We start from the raw sequence: 18,824 nt of genomic DNA, 5'->3' as shown, positions 1-18,824 counted from the left end.
TCGCATACCCCTTTGCATCCAGACTGATTATCACGCCACAATATGGAAATGTTGCTACGCTGTAAAAGATGTAATAAAGATTCACTTTGATGAATGCGTTGTTCATCATATGCATGAAAACCATATGGTGAAAACATACAAGGTAAAGAAACCGCTGTAGACGTACCACAACTACTTACCTGGCTAAAATTAAAAATCTGGTGTTTGGCAAGTTCAGGTGTTGTTTGTCTATGGTATCCATCTAGCCCCCAGTTAGCAGCCCTCACGGTTTCTCCCACCACAAGAATAATAACTCGTGGCTTGCTGGTCGCAGGACGAGGAACTTGGTACGCATCATTATCAATTACAATTTTTTCCTGGTTGGCATTATTTCTATGTGCTTTCTTATACACTTTCACCGAAGCAGCAAATATATTTAATGGTGTAATTAAAAAAACAATTTCTTTTCGTTCCCGATGTATTGGCCCCAGATCATTAAAGGCAGCCCAGCCGCCCCCAAAAAACATAAGAAATGATAAAAATATGCAGCCCAAACGCCCTGCCCAGTAAGAGGGCAAGCTTCTTTTATATATTCGAATACGCCATACAAGTAAGGATGGCAAAATTCCCAATAGTAAAAAATAGGGAATAATTCGCCATTGGAGTAACTCTTTTGTTTCTTGATAGTCAGTGCCTAGCGCATTATTAACCATGGTTGAATCAATATATATGTGAAAAGTCATCATAAAATAGACAACAATTGAAGTAACCAGAAATAGGCTGATCATGAACCATCTAAAAGTCCAACGGTTAATAACAAGTAATAATAAAAACCATTGCAAACCGGTAATCGCAATCGCAGTACATAAAACAATAAACCACGTATGTGGCATCATTAACGCTTTGCCACGCACTAACTCAGCCCAAAAAGAGCTGTTACATGCTAAGGTAAAAAAAAGGCTGCATAATAAAGTACTAACTTCACTGGACCAATAGCTAGGACGAATCGTTTTAAAAATAATAGCTCTCCTCAATATTGGCGCATAGTTTACAAATTTTTTTTCGGGTATACACTAAAAATTCATCTAATTTTTGATGGATCAGGGAAATTTTGAAGAGAAATCGAGAAATAACTGTAGATTCGCTCTAATAAACTAAATCTACAGTACATTACAGGGGTGGTTGTAAGAAAAATTATGTAGGATATTTAAACCAAATCGGCATTACTTTATTGAGATAGACCATAAATTTCCATAAACCCACCTGGGATTCTACATTGCCGAATGGATCTGTTTTAGTTTCAGGATAAGCAATACCAAAACCAAATAGACCTGGACCTATAATCCCTACATGAGGATTATGTCGCGTGTCTTCATAATCACCAATCACAATATTTTTACGTTGTTCAAAACCAACGGCATAAATCACTTGATCACATTCAGGTAAAAAACAGGCTATATTGGGTTCAGAGGTATTATAACGCACAAGATTTTCCGGTAAAACACCATCTATATTTTCACGAGCCCATACGGCTGTTTGTCCTTTAAGCCCGGTGTTATCAAAAAGGATCCAATCATCTAGCTCGATGGCATAGCGGCAAGGAGAACGATAAAAATTAATTACTTTTTTAACACCTAACTCGACAAGATAGCGCACAATAATAATGGCGGAATGTGAAGAACCAAATACACCGTAGGTTTCATTAGGATTCACAACCGCTGCAAGCTTTTCTCTATCTATTGCCGTATCAAATGAAATAACATTAAGACCTGGGTAATTTAGTGATGATGGTAAGGCACCAGTAGCTAAAATCACATTTTGCGCGGTGTAACGTTCATTAGCCGAAGATAAAGTCCAAACTCGTTCGGATAAAAACATATGATGTATGGTCGTTTTGATTGCTTGAACTTTCTGCTCTAAATGCTCAGAGACCCATTGCAAGGGCTCAACAACATAGCTCAACATACAGGTTGTATCTTCAGATAAATGATTGAGTTCAAAATCTGGGGCATTTTGATAATTAAAGGAGTCAACGGCTAGTAAAAAGTCTTTAAAGTATTTTACTTTGGTATTACTCGAAACATTTCGCCAAAAAGCGCCTAAATCGCCTACGTTAAAATGCGGATCAATCCATAAAATGTGCTCAGGAGAAATACCATTATCCAATAATTTTCCTACAGCAGCCATCCCTGCAGGTCCTGCGCCAATCACCGCCCATTTAAAATTGTATTTATTCATAAATTCTCAATTAAAATCCATGTTAATTACAGTTTTGCTGCGTAATGCATTCACCATCTGAAGTACAAGTTTGTGCCGTTTGGCATGAAGGATCATAATACCCACCCTCAGGAACACCAATAACGACATTAGCAGATGCATCATCGTTCAAACCATCATCATACCAGACATTATTATGATAACCATGGTAATTACCATTATTATATACATTATTAGGGTGATAGCCACCATTATGATAACCACCGCCACCATGCTCATATGCAAAAGCAAGACTACTAATGGATAAACATAAAGTGGCTATTGAAGCACGCAGATATGTTTTCATATTTTTTCCTTAATCCGTTAGACATACATTCATTGTTTAAATACAACATAAACATGGCGCTGATAATTAAAGTATAGTCTTTGAAGCATAAAAAAAATCAATTATTCTCCATAGCATGTAAGCTCACATTAAAATTGGCATTTTTTTGTTCATTTTATGCTATGTTTTTATGTGGGATTTTACCTCTGGAAAATACAAATACTGTTGCTCTATAATCAATTATGTTAATATAGCTTCTGTTCCAAAAGTACTCTTTGGAATAAAAATTAATTAACAATTTTGGATTCACCACATGGCCGTTACAATAAAAACTCCTGACGAAATAGAAAAAATGCGTGTTGCTGGCAAACTTGCCGGTGAAGTTCTTGAAATGATTGGACCTTACGTGCAAGAAGGCGTTAGCACTGAAGAGCTGAATACTATTTGTCATGATTACATTGTAAATGTTCAAAAGGCTATTCCTGCGCCTTTGAATTATAATGGCTTTCCAAAATCCATATGCACTTCGGTGAATCATGTGGTCTGCCACGGAATACCCGGGAAAAAGACATTAAAAAATGGCGATATCCTTAATATAGACGTCACTATAATTAAAGATGAATATCATGGTGATACGAGCAAAATGTTTATCATTGGAACTCCTTCCGTCAAAGCAAAACATGTAGTACAAGTAGCTCACGAATGTTTATTTATTGGTATTGATATGGTTAAGCCAGGTGTTCAATTAGGCGATATTGGTTATGCCATTCAACAACATGCTGAAAAAAATCGTTGTTCAGTTGTGCGTGATTATTGCGGTCATGGAATTGGTCGTATCTTCCATGAAGATCCCCAAGTATTACATTACGGTATACCCGGAACTGGAATGAAATTAGAACCAGGTATGACCTTTACCATAGAACCAATGGTGAATGTAGGAAAATACCACACACGTTTATTGCCTGATCAGTGGACCGTCGTCACAAAGGATCACAGCCTTTCTGCCCAATGGGAACATACCCTATTGGTTACTGATAACGGTGTAGAAATTTTGACTCTACGCGATGAAGAACGATAATCAACTTATTAAAAATACTGTTAAACAGTTTAAAGAAAAGCTGCGTGAAGAATTTGATCAAAAAACTAATGTCACAACGATTATTCGTAAGTTAGTAACCTTCATCGATGAGCTCATCACCGCCCTTTTCAATAAGAATCAACTCGATAAAGGAGACAATTTTTGTCTCCTTGCCTTAGGCAGTTATGGACGACGAGAACTTCTGCTTTATTCCGATATTGATTTATTATTATTACACACTGATAAAATCTCCAAAGCCCAATTACAACGTGCACAAACATTCATACAGGATTGTTGGGACGTAGGCTTGGAAATAAGCCATCAAATTACTAGTGTTTCTTCTTGTGCTGAATTGGCAAGTCGCGATGTTACCGTTATTTCCAGTATTATGGACATGTTTTTATTATGCGGCCGTGGCTCATTAATGGAAGAGTTAATGTACCAAACTCATCCTTTGCACATGTGGACGAGCAAAGATTATTTTGTAGCTAAGCTTCAGGAACAAAAAAAACGAGATATCAAATATGGTGAGACAGCCTATAACCTAGAGCCTAACGTCAAATACGGTCAAGGAGGGTTGCGCGATCTGCAAATTTTGCTCAGCATTGGTAAACGTCACTTCAACATTAAAAAATTAGCTGATGGTATCGTTTATGGGTTCATTACCGACAAAGAATATGAAAAACTGATGCATTGCCAACATTTCCTTTGGCGCGTCCGCTTTGCATTACATTGCTTAGCTGAAAAAGCAGAAGAACGTCTCTCTTTTGATTACCAAATCAAATTGGCTAATTTCTTTGGTTATAAGGATGCTCCCCATTCCTTAGCCATAGAACAGTTTATGAAAGATTATTTTAAAGTCATCAAACGCAACCGTGAACTCAACGAAATGTTATTACAATGGTTTGATGAAACCATTGCTCAACCCCCCAAACAAAAACTACTGCATCTGGATAATGATTTTCAATTATCGAACCATTATATTGAAGTGCGTAATACACGTGTATTCAACCAAAATCCCCAGGCTTTACTCAAATTATTCTTGTGGATTGCAAAACGTCCAGACATTGAAGGGGTGCGGGCCAGTACCATTCGCTTAGTCATAGAATCACTTTATTTGATAAACAAACGGTTTAAAATGTCACTGGAAACAACTGAATTGTTTATGGATATTCTAAAAACAGATAATGGCCCCTACGAAGCCTTACAATATATGAATCGCTACGGTGTTTTAGCCCATTACCTTGAATGTTTTGCGCTAGTAACCGGGCAAATGCAGTATGATTTATTTCATGTATTTACCGTAGATCAACATACTTTATTTGTGATCCGTAATATAGCGCGCTTTAAACAAGAACATTATGCCCAGCAATTTCCGCTATGTGCGCAAATCATACCTACCTTGGAAAAACCTGAGGTTCTTTATTTAAGCGCCTTATTTCATGATATTGCCAAGGGACAAGGCGGAGATCATTCGGAGCTTGGAGCTATTGAAGCACTGTATTTTGCCCAAAATCACCAATTAGAAAAAGAAGACTGTGATTTACTCACTTGGCTTGTTCGTAATCATTTATTAATGTCACAAACAGCGCAACGACAAGATATTTACGATCCGACGACCATTAAAAATTTCTGCCAACTGTTGCCACAACCCCATTATTTAGATTACTTGTATCTACTTACCGTAGCTGATATTTGCGGCACAAATCCTCATCTATGGAATGCATGGAAAGATTCGCTATTAAAGGAGCTGTATCGCGCGGCCAAGCACCTGTTGCATAAAGAACAAGAGTTGATGGATGAAACAGCATTAATCACAGTACGCAAACAATATGCATTAACCATTCTGCTTTCTGAAGGTATATCACCTAAAGCCATTGAGGAATTATGGGCACAATTTAAAGACCGATATTTTCTACACGAATCACCTGAAGTCATCGCCAGACATACCAAAGCCATATTAACTTGCAATCAATTTCCGCTAGTCATGATTATGCCGCATCATAGTCAAGGTGGAACTGAAGTATTTATTTACATGCCCCACCGCGATGCTCGTTTTACCATTACGACCTCAGTTCTAAGCAATCACCATGTTACAATTCAGGAAGCCATGATTAGTACCTGCAATAATCAATTTGATTTAGATACTTACATTATCCTGGACGAACAAAATCAAGCATTTTTCGATAAGCAACGATCTGCGGATATCCAACGCGCTTTATGCATGCATTTAGCCCAGCATGATCAGCTGCCTGTTGTGTCTCAAAAAAGACGCTCACGTCTTTTAGCTCACTTTAAGGTGAAAACCCAGATTAATTACCATGATGATCTACTGAATAATCATACTCGCTTATTTCTCATAACTGGTGATAGACCTGGACTATTGGCAACGATTAGCAGAGTATTTTTAATATTTAATATTCATTTGCATAATGCAAAAATTGTCACCGCTGGTGAGCGTGCTGAGGATATGTTTTATATTACAAATCAGAAAAATCAGGTACTTACGAGTGAGGAAAAAGAAGTTTTACGACAAAGATTGATCCAAGAACTTTCTTAACTTCGAGTCGTGGGCTTAGCTAGCCATAACCATCAAGCTAAGGATTTTTTCTGATATAACCTCGCTCCGTTCAGACAAAGGAAGCGCTTTAGCGCTGTCTCGAAGCCTTGCACATCTTGACACGAGGCTCCGAGACGGCATAAATGCCGCCTCAGTCTGAACGGTTCTGGAAAGTATTAAAGAACTTTTTTCTTAACTTTGACAGCTATGGTCATTACAGTCCAACCTACACGCTATTTGCTTATTCCGTGGTTGCTAAATAATCCTTTCCAAACTGTTCCAGATAATCATTATAATTACCCAAATAATTTTGCACCCCATGTTGCTCGGTTAATACCAGAACCCGCGTAGAAATATAATCAATAAAGTAACGATTATGGCTCACAAACAACACGGCACCAGGAAAATCCTTTATTGCCTCAATTAAGGCATCAATCGATTCAAGATCCAAGTGGTTGGTTGGCTCATCAAAAATTAAAACATTATGTTTTTCCAAAATAAGTTTGGCCATAATTAAGCGCGCCGACTCACCACCACTTAATACCGCGATTTTTTTATCCACGTCAGAGCCACGAAATAAGACTTGCCCCAGTATTTTTCTGATTTCCTGAGAAGGAGCAGCAACCGTATCTTCCATCCATTGCCATATGGTTTGTTCAGGATTCAATTGGGTACGATAGTCTTGGGCAAAATAACCCACACTCACTGTATCACTCCACTCAAAATCACCTTGATCTGCCTGCAATTCGTTCAATAAAATTTTCAATAAGGTTGATTTGCCAATACCATTAGGTCCAACAATAGCGCATTTGTCACCACGTTGAATGCTAAACGATACATTTTTTAAGAGGATGCGCTCATCGAATCTTTTATGCAATTGCTCTACGTTAATTACAGACTTACCGGATGGTCGTCTCTGATGAAAATTAAAAAAGGGTTTGGAAATATTAGAGTCTTTGATTTCAACCAACTCAATGCGATCAATCATTTTTTGACGAGATGCAGCCTGACCCGCTTTACTTGCTTTGGCGCCAAAACGATCGACAAAACTTTGCAAGGCATCAATGCGTTTTTCCTGATTTTTCAGTTCACTTTGCTTTAAACGCAAACGCTCTTCTTTCGTTAAACAAAACTTATCATAATTACCTGGATAATCCATAACCGTATCATAATCAATATCGAGAATGTTCGTAGATAAGTTATTAAGAAAACTCTTATCATGAGAAATAAAAATCAATAACCCCTTAAAAGATGTTTTCAAAAACTCTTCAAGCCAGGCAATAGAAATAATATCTAAATGGTTTGTTGGCTCATCAAGGAGCATAATGTCTGGTTGCTGATAAAGTACCTGAGCTAATAAAACACGCAACTTATAGCCACCAGATAAAGCACTCAAGGGGCCAAAATGAAATTTTTCAGCGATGCCCAGGCCCAATAATAAATTTTTTGCGCTGGACTCTGCTTCATACCCCCCTTCATTCATCACGATTTCTTCTAATTCACTAAGACGATAGCCATCTTCCTCAGTAAATACTTCTTTAGAATAGAGTGCATCTTTTTCAGTAAGTGCATCCCATAAAACAGGGTTTCCACGAATAACCACATCAATAAGTCGATCGTCTTCATAGCGAAAATGATCTTGCTTTAAAATCCCTATCTTATGACTTTTCGCTTTTTCAACCGAACCATGTGATGGCTGCTCCTCACCTGATAAGATTTTGAGAAACGTCGATTTACCTGTCCCATTTGCACCAACAACCCCATAGCGCTGTGTGGGTAATAAAATTAAGTCCACATCCATGAATAAAGATTTTGGACCAAACTGCATCCCTATATTTTTTACATCTAACATTGCCACAACCTCATAGTTCAGCGACAGGCTTTAAAGAAATCAGATAATAAAAGAGCACATTCTGACTGCATTATCCCCTCATCAATTTGTACTTTATGATTTAAAGGATAACCTTGTAATAAGTTATATACAGAACCCGCCGCACCGGCTTTAAAATCGCGGGTTGCAAAAACCACTCGTTTAATCCGTGCATGGACTATAAGACCGGCACACATAGGACAAGGTTCAAGAGTTACATAAAGAGTAGTATCTAATAAGCGGTGATTTTTTAGCTGTTGCGCGGCCTGTCTAATAACGCGTACCTCAGCATGATCTGAAGGATCGTGACTATTTTGTACTGCATTTCGACTTGCCCCTAATAGCTCACCTTCGTTACTAACCAATACAGCACCAACAGGCACCTCACCTTCATTTTGTGCAAGGAAAGCTTGTTCGTAGGCTTGCTGCATCCAGTATTGATCGTTCATTTTTTTCGTTTACATCTCTGGATTCCGCGGACAAGCCGCGGAACATATAGGGATTATAGAGTATCAGTGACCTATTCCCACTCAATAGTAGCTGGTGGTTTCCCAGAAATATCATAAGTCACACGCGAAACACCGTCGACTTCATTAATAATTCGATTGGATACCTGCCCCAAAAATTCCCAAGGCAAATGCGACCAATGCGCAGTCATAAAATCGACTGTCTCCACTGCACGCAGGCAAATTACATAATCATATTTACGTCCATCCCCCATCACACCGACACTTTTGACGGGTAAAAACACCGCAAATGCCTGACTAACTTTATGATAAAGGCCCGCTTTATGCAGCTCTGCAATAAAGATAGCATCTGCTTTACGTAAAATATCCGCATATTCTTTTTTGACTTCAGCTAAAATTCGTACCCCTAAGCCAGGCCCAGGAAATGGATGCCTGTATACCATATTGTGAGGTAGACCTAATTCAAGTCCAATGCTGCGTACTTCGTCTTTAAATAATTCGCGTACAGGTTCTAATAATTTCAACTTCAATGTTTCAGGCAAACCACCCACATTATGATGCGATTTAATAACTACTGAAGCGCCATTAATATTCGTTGCTGCCGATTCAATCACATCAGGATAAATAGTCCCTTGGGCAAGCCAGGATATGCCCGTAATTTTATGTGCTTCTTCATCAAATACTTCAATAAAGGTATGACCAATAATTTTTCTTTTTTCTTCCGGGCAAGTGATTCCTTTAAGTGCGCCTAAAAACTTTTCTTCCGCATTGACGGCAATGATGTTAATTCCCATATGCTGACCAAACATCTTCATGACATCATCAGCTTCATTAAGGCGCAGCAGGCCGGTATCAACAAAAACACAAATTAATTGGTCGCCAATTGCTTTATGTAATAAAGCAGCAACCACCGAAGAATCAACCCCTCCAGATAAACCAAGAAGTACCTTTTCCGTTCCTACTTGTTCTCTAATTTTATGGATTGCTTCATCGATAATAAGTTCAGAAGTCCAATTAGTAGCCGCTTTACAAATATCAACAACAAAACGTTGTAAGACACGTAGTCCTTGTAAAGTATGGGTTACTTCTGGATGAAATTGCAAACCATACATATGGCGACTTTCATCAGCCATTCCAGCAATTGGTGCATTACGCGTTTCACAAATAACCTTAAACCCTGGTGGTAAAGCAGTTACTTTATCGCCATGACTCATCCAAACATCTAATAAGGCCTCACCCTCAGCAGAGGTTCGATCTTCGATTTGGGAAAATAACTGACTATGGCCATGTAATTTTAACTCCGCATAGCCAAACTCTCTTACGGAAGAAGATTGTACGTCGCCACCCAATTGTACTGCCATGGTTTGCATACCATAGCAAATGCCCAATATGGGCAACCCAGCAGTAAAAATCCATTCTGGCGCACGGGGATTAGCATGATGAGTAACCGTTGAGGGACCACCCGATAGGATTACGCCACAAGGATTAAGTTGGGTGAATTGCTCTTGCTCTATATTAAAAGGATGAATTTCGCAATACACACCTAGCTCACGCACACGCCGGGCTATTAATTGCGTGTATTGAGAACCAAAATCAAGAATAAGCAAGGGATGTTCTTTTAAATCATTCATTAATTGTCTACCTGATAATTCGGTGCTTGTTTGGTAATACTGACATCATGTACATGTGACTCGCGCATTCCCGCATTAGTTACTTGTACGAATTCAGTTTTGGTATGCAATTGTTCAATTGTTTCACATCCAGTATAGCCCATGCATGAACGCAAACCGCCTAATATTTGGTGAATAATCGTTTGTACTAATCCTTTATAGGGAACACGCCCTTCAATGCCTTCAGGAACTAATTTCTCAGAGCCTAATGTAGCATCCTGAAAATAGCGATCGCTTGAACCTTGAGCAGAGGCCATTGCGCCAATTGAACCCATACCACGATAACTTTTATAGGTAGTGCCTTGATATAACTCAATTTCACCTGGAGATTCTTCTGTTCCAGCAAACATACTTCCCAACATGACGGTATCCGCACCTGCGGCTAATGCTTTGCATACATCGCCTGAAAAACGAATGCCTCCATCAGCAATCAAGGGAATTTTACCCTTAAGCTCTTGAGCAACATTAGCGATGGCACTAATCTGTGGTACACCGACACCGGTTACAATGCGCGTAGTACATATAGAACCAGGGCCTATACCTACTTTAACGGCATCCGCACCCGCTTCATATAAATCACGTGCAGCGGCTGCTGTGGCTATATTGCCACCAATCACTTGCACATCAGGATAATGTTTTTTGATCCATCGTACCCGGTCGATTACACCTTGAGAATGACCATGAGCTGTATCAACGACAATGACATCAACGCCAGCGTCAACCAAAGCCGCAACACGCTCATCAGTACTCTCACCTACACCAACAGCTGCGCCAACACGCAATTGCTCAGAATCGTCTTTACAAGCATAAGGATTTTCTTTTGCTTTTTGAATGTCTTTAACTGTAATTAAGCCACATAATTCAAAAGCTTTATTCACTACCAATAATTTTTCAATACGGTGTTTATGCAACAAGCTACGCACTTCTTCACGGCCGGCCCCCTCTTTAACAGTGACTAAACGTTCCTTAGGAGTCATTACTTTGGCAACGGTTAAAGATAAATTGGTTTCAAACCGAATATCACGACTGGTTACAATCCCGACTAAATTCTGACCATCAACCACTGGAACACCTGAAAAGTTATGTTTGGTCATGACATTCAATAGTTCCCTTACGGTAAGATCTGGAGTTACCGTCACCGGATCTTTAACCATACCGCTTTCAAATTTTTTCACTTTACGAACTTCATCTGCTTGGGCACTAATCGTCATATTCTTATGTATAATACCAATACCACCTTCTTGAGCTAAAGCAATGGCTAAACGTGCTTCAGTCACGGTATCCATGGCTGCAGATACTAAAGGCATATTCAAATTGATCGTGCGAGTTAGCCTGGTTTTTAAAGACACATCTTTAGGAAGAATTAAAGAGTGTGCAGGAATAAGTAAAACATCATCAAACGTTAATGATTGCTGCACAATATTCAAAGGCATTTTATTCTCATTAAAGTAGTTAAATTAACCAGTCAGTATACTACAAATACTAAATAAATTAAATAGGTGAATTGCATTTGTGCTACAAAATATAGAAAACTAAAATCTGAACAAATTATCCGCAGTTCGCGCAATAGCGCGCTATTAGTAGCTCTGCTCGATCCGTTCGGGCTGGTCTGATTCCTTATCCATAACTCACGCTATTTACTGCTAACTAAAATAAAAGCACCGCGCAAGATGATTTCAATTGAACATTCAGTATAAATTATATACACTTAATTTGTTTGCCGGTTTATAAAACCAGCTCCACTTAAGTACACAACTAACCGTATTCTCGTTAATTTGTTAAATATTTAATTAGAGGAATATTTATAATGAGGTATAAAAAAAACGAGCCTTTAATCTATCATAATACCGACCATGCAGCTTGTGGCGTTAGCATGATTGTTAATTTTTCTAAAGAAGGAAAGTTTATTACGTCTCATGCGTTAGTTCAAGAAGGACTTAAAGCTCTTGCCAGCTTTGCATATCGCACAGGTTATAACCGCGCCACGGGAGAAAGTGATGGTTCTGGCATCAGATTTTATGGGTTACCAACCCCTTTTTTTAACAAACTAATCAAAAAAGGCGACTTTAAAGGGAACAATTTAATTCATTTAACGTTAAAAAATCACCATTATGCTCTAGGTCAATTTTTTTTAGCGAATGAAGCAGAACAGCAAGCACAAGCAAAAACATTAATCGAAACCTGTGCCAATCAGCAAAATTTAACGGTTGTTGGCTGGCGCAATCTAGAAAATGCAATGAACCTAGATGTTTTATCCGGCGTGACACTCGCCAAAAAACCGGCCATATGGCAGGCGCTTGTACTGTCGAACACGCCCAAAAGCGCTGTATTAAGCGAATCCAGTGTAATTGAAATGAGCCACCGTATCTACCATGAAGCGCAAGTGCAGCAAATAATACTTCACACAGTAAGCCTTAGCACTGAAAAAATTGTTTATAAAGGCATGATCCCCGCGCCGTTACTGGATACGGTATATCTCGACCTACAAGAGCAAGACTTTACTGCTCACGCCTGCGACACTCATGCGCGCTTTGCCACCAACACCAGCCCTCAATGGTCAAATGCTCAACCTTGCCCCAACTTTATATCGCATAATGGTGAGTTAAATTCCGCCTTAGGCAATGCCAAGCAAATGAGCAATGAATTAAGATCCCGAAACTATAAAGGTGTGTATCCTAATAAACAATTATCCGATTCAATGCAGTTTGATGCGGATCTTGCAAATCAGATAACCATGAAAAACATTCCTCTCGAGGAAGCCCTTACTCGTCTTATGGCCCCAGATGTTGGGGATTATACAGATGAAATTAAGGCCATGCTTAAATACTGGGCTTTGGAACGCACACCCTATAATGGTCCGGCATTTATTGTCGCTGGCGCAGGAGGTTATTTTATTGCAAAATTAGACAGCATGGGTTTACGTCCTTCGCGTTGGATCCTCGTCAAGGACAAAAACGATAATCGATGTTTTTATGCTGCATCGGACGACTTCGTTAGTTCTACTGAAAATGTCGTTATTAGCAAAGGACATCTGGAACCTGGCGGGATGATCATGTTAACGCCTCAAGGTGAGTTATTACAGACCCAAGCAATCCTGGAGCGAATCGCCGCACGCTACAATCAAACAACAACAAATTACTTTCAACACCAACTCCAACAGCAATTAGTTTCCGTTCCTGAATATAACCCAATCGGTGCACAGCAAGAATATGAACGGGCTCCTGCTGGCGCTGAACTGCAACGTATCTTATACGCGGCAGGCTGGAATTATGAGTCCGAAGATCAAGTAGTCCGTTTTATGGCAGAAAATGCATGTGAGCGAACGGCAGCGATGGGTGATGACACGAATATCTTATATACTCATTCCTTACCACCACATATTTCCTATTTCTTTCATCAGTTATTTGCTCAAGTCTCAGCACCACCATTAGATTCTATAAAAGAACGTGATCGCTTTTCACTAAATACTTTTTTAGGAGGAAGTTTCGATACATCAATGATCGAAATTTGCTCGCCAATTTTAAGTGCAGGTCAACTTCATTGGATAGAACATCATAAAAAATTAAGAGCACAGATTATTGATATCAGTTTCTTCACCCCATTGACAGGTAGTGTCCCATCCAATGAAAGAACAATGACGCTCTTAAGCACCGCCATTCGCCATTTGCTCCAAAAAGTTGAAAAAGCAATCAGTGAGTCATCAACGGCTATTTTAATCCTCAGTGATAAGAATGCAGGTTCACAACGAGCAGCAATTCCTGATTTAATCGCCGTTGCAGGGGTAAGAAAGTTTCTTGAGAGTAAGAATTTAGACTTTAAAATTTCCATTGTTATTGATTCTTACCAAATTAATGGCCCCCACCAAATGTCTACCTTATTAGCACTTGGGGCAAAAGCAATATATCCACGTGGGGCTTATGCAAAAATTCACGAACTTTTTCCTGGTAATCCGCAACCCTATTATAAAAACTATAAAGAAGCTCTACAAAAATGCTTACTCAAAACAATGGGAAAAATGGGAATCACCGATGTTAATAATTACATTAACAGCTCGCTGGTTGCTGCTCTGGGACTTGATTTAAGCCCTACTAAAAAAGCGCTTACCGAAACCCCGACTTTATCTGCAATTTTTGCATCCATCTATTCACCGTTAAAGGGAGTCGCTCTTCGCCATATTAGCCAGAGCCTAATGGCAAGACATCAACAAGCTTTTGATCCTGATAATGAATTTATCCTGTTACCACGTTCAGGCTATTACATGCCTGAAAAAGAAGGCATAAAACATGGATTTGGCCCCGAAATAATCAACGCTTTCACTTCCTGGATGAAGGAAGAAGACTTAAATGCCAAGTTATATCAAATGCACCTTATTTTACAGCACAAAGGTTATCTCAATTTTATCACGGATATTAGTTCTTTTTCTATTGAACAAGGATTCCTCGATCCACGCATTAAAAACAGTGAAGGATTTTATCCAAGTTTGTCTTTAGAACAATTTAAGCCCTCAGCAGCATTCAAAAAACTTACTCAAACAATCGAAAATTATCGACGTGAAAATCCAATATCATTGCATGATTATTTTGTAATCAAATCAAATATAAAAGACAAGAGAACAATGAGCAAGCGTCCAGTACAGAGCCAACAGGAAATTCGTAGCTTATTATTTTCAGGCAGCATGAGTCAGGGAGCATTGACCGTTGCCGATCCTAAAACCCCCAATAAATTAGGTGCCCATGAAACATTAACGCGTGGAATGAATGCTATTGGTGCGAAATCAGCCTCTGGCGAAGGAGGCGAATCCCCCCTGGATCTGCGTCAACTACTAACCACCACACGGAGTAAACAATTTGCATCAGGACGATTTGGAGTAAGTGCCGAACAAGTACTTAGGGCAGAAGAAATAGAAATTAAAATAGCTCAAGGCGCAAAACCTGGTGAGGGGGGTGAATTGCCCGGAACTAAAGTCTCCATTCGTTTTGCAGCACAACGCGGCGGTCTTCCCCATCTTAACTTTATTAGCCCCCCACCCCATCATGATATTTATTCCATTGAAGATCTGGAACAGTTAATTCATGACATTAAATCAGTCAATTATCATGTAAAGGTTGCGGTTAAATTAGTCGCGTCACAAGGTATTGGTACCATCGCTGTAGGGGTCGCCAAAGCCGGAGCAGATGTAATTAATATCGCCTCTAATTCTGGAGGCACCGGAGCCTCACAACAATCAAGCATCAAACATGCTGGTTTCCCTGCCGAGCTGGGACTTGCTGAAGTAGATAAGGCGTTACGTCAAACACGTCTGCGAGATTTCGTACAATTACGTGTTAGTGGCGGCTTTAAAACAGCAGAGGAGATAATTATTGCCGCTATTTTAGGCGCTGATTTATTTGAGATTGGCACCACAGCCATGCTTACTCTAGGCTGTAAAATGCAGCGCACCTGCAATCTGAGTTGCCAGCCAGGAGTAGCAACAGAGGGACATCTATTTAAAGGCGATCAAATAAACACTGAGCGCTACTTTGTAAATCTTGCCGCCGGAGTTCAGGAGCGGTTGATTGAACTTGGTTTTCATAGTCTTTATGAGCTAAGAAACCGTACTGACTTGTTACACTTACTCAACCAAAAATCATTAGATATCTATGATTTTTCAGCAATTCTTGAGCGAAAAGGTTTGCCGCCACTTTTAAATGAACAAGAACAGAAACTCATACGCGACCAAATGCAGCGAGCGTTAACTCGCCCCAAAGAAGACAAACTCATTCGCATTATTCAACACGAACTAACCCAAAAGGATATTTTCACCTCAAAGCCAATTAATCTAACAACCCAAGATCGCAGCTTCGGTGCTCGAATTGTCGGTATTCTGTTCCCTTACTTACACGAAAAGCCACAAAGAACAATAATGATTAATACGACAGGAAATGCGGGGCAAAGTTTTGGTTTTTTAAATGCTTCAGGCATGATTTTGAAGCATATAGGAACAGTTCAAGATGGCTGTGCTAAAAGCATGACGGGAGGTGAGTTAATTCTTTGCACCCCGCCTCAAGAGAATGCAGATACTGCCGCTCAAAATACAATTGCGGGTAATGCCATGCTTTATGGAGCAAGTGGGGGCAAAATTTATGTTAATGGTAAAGCGGGACATCGTTTTGGAATTTTACTCAAAGGGGCCGAAGTAATTGTTGAAGGAGTTGGTGATTTTGCTTTTGAATACATGACATCAGGAACAGGAATGATTTTAGGTAAAGCAGGTAAAGGATTAGGAACTGGTGCTTCAGGAGGTATTCTCTTTGCTTATGATCCAGATAATTCACTACAGCCATCGAATTTTGTGCGCACCGCATCCGCTGAAGAACGGAATAGCTATAGTCAAGCAATCCGAACCCTTCTAAAGGAGCATAAGGAAAAAACGAATTCATCCATTGCGAAAAAAATAATACAAAATTTTAATTTGGCACATTTTAAAGTACTAATTCCCACTGAAATGGATAAAATTAATCAATTACGACAAATACTTGATGTAATTCACACTTATCGTTTAAGAAAATCCCCTTTAACTCAAGGTATGCACGTTTGGCTAACCCACAAAGCACTCACTACGCCACCAGCAGAAGATGCTGAATTAGAAGAACTTCGTGAGATTATTCAAGATACTACCTTATCTATATTTTCACCTGCTGTAAAAGCAACGCTTTCTGAGCTTTATCCGACCAAACCAGGTGCAGCACAATTAGAGTTTCGACTCCCTGTAACTGCCATTAAAAAAATTTCGAAACAATCCCCGAAAACACCCAATCCAGTAGAAAAACGCTTAATGGATATTCACGGGATTCTTGATCATGAACTGCTCAAACCGCTAGACAATATTCTCGCTTACATTACAGAGCTCACCCAAGATGCCAACGGATGCTCTGGTTGCCGTGCACAATCTTGTGCCGGTGGTGAAAAAGTAGATACTGGATGCCCTAGCGGTAAAGGAATCAATACCATTAATTCACTTCTTAAAAAAATTGGCTCTATTAATGAACAAGGAGTTTTAACTAAAGAACAGTGGCATTATTTGCGGCAAGCTTTTGCAGTACAAATTCAAGAGTCTCCTTTTATCTCCTACACCGGTGCAGCCTGTCCTGCTCCATGTCAAGATTCGTGTACCGAAACGATTCCTCACCCGGGTGATACAAATGAGCAAAGAGGTGGCAAACGTATTGGTGAACATGTTCATATTAAAGACATTGAATTCGATCTTTATCAAATAGGCCGTGCTTTAGGTTGGTTTGACGGCAAAAAAAGATGGGCTCCAGAGGAAATTTCTTTAGTTTTTGGTAAAAATACTACGGATGGATTAATAGAAAAACACGCTTATGATGAACTAATGCAACATTTTAAACCACCCTTTTGCTTACCCCAACATCTAAAAAAGAAAAATAAGGAATTAATCATCATCGGCTCAGGACCTGCTGGCATGCAAATCGCATATAAGGCCTTGCTCGATGGGATTCAAGTTCGCATGTATGAGAAATCGGATAAGGCAGGCGGATTACTTGTTGATGGAATACCTGCACACAAATTTGATAAGACTTATCTGAATGAAGATTTTGTATACCTCCAAGCAATGGGGCTGGAGTTGCATCTAAACAGCGAGGTATTTTATGAGGAACAAACTGGCGATTATCGCATAAAAAATGATGAACACAGTCAACCTATTGCAAACAGCCATAACGAAAATCAGTACATTGCCTTATGTATTGGTACCGGCCAACCTAAATCTCTGGCACCAGCAATCACAACGGGGCTTAGTAGTACGGAACGTCAAAAACTGGTACAAGCTATTGATTTTCTCAAAGCAACCAATGATATTGCTAATGAACTAAACAAGAATCCCACCGTTTCTTTAGAGGAAAAAGAAGCCCTGATTAAAAAATATTTAGCGCATATGGATCCACGCCATAAAAAAATTGTCGTCATTGGTGGTGGGGATACAGCGCAAGATGTTATTCGTTGGGTAGCACGTTATTTTAATCAAACGACAGAAAACTTAGGCGACTTAAATATTTTGGTTAGAGGCTATCAACCTAAAAAACGCGCCATTATGGATGCCTATCCATCCCTCTCGCGAGCAGCAACGTATGAAAATAAATTGAAAAAAGCAGAAGTTACGTACGTTCAAGGGACAGAATTATTTTTAGTTGAGCCAGTAAAAATTACAGCAAACGCTGATGGAACTCTGAATCTGCAAATTAAACAGTCTAAATTTAAATATGCCGAGACAATAAAAAACGATGCCCGTTTGACAGCGCTTTTTGATGCATTACCACGAGAATTAAAACCCATTGAACAAGAAAACATTCTATTAAGTGAAATTGATCAGGTTGATCTGATTCTCTGTGCTTTGGGATTTGAAGGAACTAGTAATCTACCCTTAGTACATGCGATTAAAAAATATCATTTAAAGAATGTTTATATAGCCGGTGATGCAACAGGAACCGGAATTATTGTCGCGGCTCAGAATAATGCAAATAAAATTTATAGCCACATTAAAAAAGCAATGGGTATACAGAATATAATGGTAACCAAACCCAGTACCGTATTGAAAAACATTCGTACCTAAGTCTTTTGTTCATTCAGAAACAGCAATGCACTAATAAAATGGATAACACT

At 39.3% G+C, this 18,824-nt stretch carries 10 protein-coding genes; 3 read left to right on the top strand and 7 right to left on the bottom strand.

The genetic code is table 11. From position 1 onward, the window contains the following. From LDG_RS12490 to LDG_RS12480, 3 genes are all read right to left on the bottom strand, one after another. Positions 1 to 1,013, bottom strand: a 1,013-nt coding sequence (locus tag LDG_RS12490) for a phosphoethanolamine transferase (protein ID WP_233491535.1), incomplete at its 3' end; no start/stop codon positions are given. A 160-nt stretch (positions 1,014 to 1,173) separates the two neighbouring features. Then, positions 1,174 to 2,217, bottom strand: coding sequence for an FAD-dependent oxidoreductase (locus tag LDG_RS12485; RefSeq protein ID WP_006871749.1), 1,044 nt, complete (start codon positions 2,215 to 2,217; stop codon positions 1,174 to 1,176). A 22-nt stretch (positions 2,218 to 2,239) separates the two neighbouring features. Beyond that, positions 2,240 to 2,542 carry a hypothetical protein gene (locus LDG_RS12480; protein ID WP_006871748.1) on the bottom strand — a complete coding sequence of 101 codons (303 nt, stop codon included), beginning with the start codon at positions 2,540 to 2,542 and terminating at the stop codon, positions 2,240 to 2,242. A gap of 292 nt (positions 2,543 to 2,834) precedes the next feature. Here LDG_RS12480 and map point away from each other — a divergent pair, with 292 nt between their 5' ends. Beyond that, on the top strand, positions 2,835 to 3,599 hold the full coding sequence (gene map, locus LDG_RS12475; RefSeq protein WP_006871746.1) for a type I methionyl aminopeptidase: 765 nt from the start codon (positions 2,835 to 2,837) through the stop codon (positions 3,597 to 3,599). Then, positions 3,586 to 6,159, top strand: coding sequence for a [protein-PII] uridylyltransferase (gene glnD / locus LDG_RS12470; RefSeq protein ID WP_006871745.1), 2,574 nt, complete (start codon positions 3,586 to 3,588; stop codon positions 6,157 to 6,159). The genes map and glnD overlap by 14 nt, the downstream gene beginning before the upstream one ends. A gap of 241 nt (positions 6,160 to 6,400) precedes the next feature. Here glnD and LDG_RS12465 read toward each other — a convergent pair whose 3' ends face one another. From LDG_RS12465 to guaB, 4 genes are all read right to left on the bottom strand, one after another. Then, positions 6,401 to 8,011: an ABC-F family ATP-binding cassette domain-containing protein gene (locus LDG_RS12465; RefSeq protein ID WP_006871744.1), complete on the bottom strand. Its 1,611-nt coding sequence runs from the start codon at positions 8,009 to 8,011 to the stop codon at positions 6,401 to 6,403. Between the two features lie 17 nt (positions 8,012 to 8,028). Continuing rightward, positions 8,029 to 8,478 (bottom strand): tRNA adenosine(34) deaminase TadA, encoded by a 450-nt coding sequence (gene tadA, locus LDG_RS12460; RefSeq protein WP_006871743.1) that lies wholly within the window; start codon positions 8,476 to 8,478, stop codon positions 8,029 to 8,031. Between the two features lie 71 nt (positions 8,479 to 8,549). Continuing rightward, on the bottom strand, positions 8,550 to 10,127 hold the full coding sequence (gene guaA / locus LDG_RS12455; RefSeq protein ID WP_006871742.1) for a glutamine-hydrolyzing GMP synthase: 1,578 nt from the start codon (positions 10,125 to 10,127) through the stop codon (positions 8,550 to 8,552). Next, positions 10,127 to 11,599, bottom strand: a complete 1,473-nt coding sequence (gene guaB / locus LDG_RS12450; protein WP_006871741.1) for an IMP dehydrogenase — start codon at positions 11,597 to 11,599, stop codon at positions 10,127 to 10,129. Before guaB ends, guaA begins: the two co-directional genes overlap by 1 nt. A 374-nt stretch (positions 11,600 to 11,973) precedes the next feature. Here guaB and LDG_RS12445 point away from each other — a divergent pair, with 374 nt between their 5' ends. Continuing rightward, complete coding sequence (locus LDG_RS12445; protein ID WP_040535753.1) at positions 11,974 to 18,774, top strand: glutamate synthase-related protein; 6,801 nt, start codon at positions 11,974 to 11,976, stop codon at positions 18,772 to 18,774. Positions 18,775 to 18,824 lie beyond the last annotated feature (50 nt).

The organism is Legionella drancourtii LLAP12, assembly GCF_000162755.2.
GTDB lineage: Bacteria > Pseudomonadota > Gammaproteobacteria > Legionellales > Legionellaceae > Legionella > Legionella drancourtii.
This window is presented reverse-complemented; position numbering and strand designations above follow the sequence as displayed.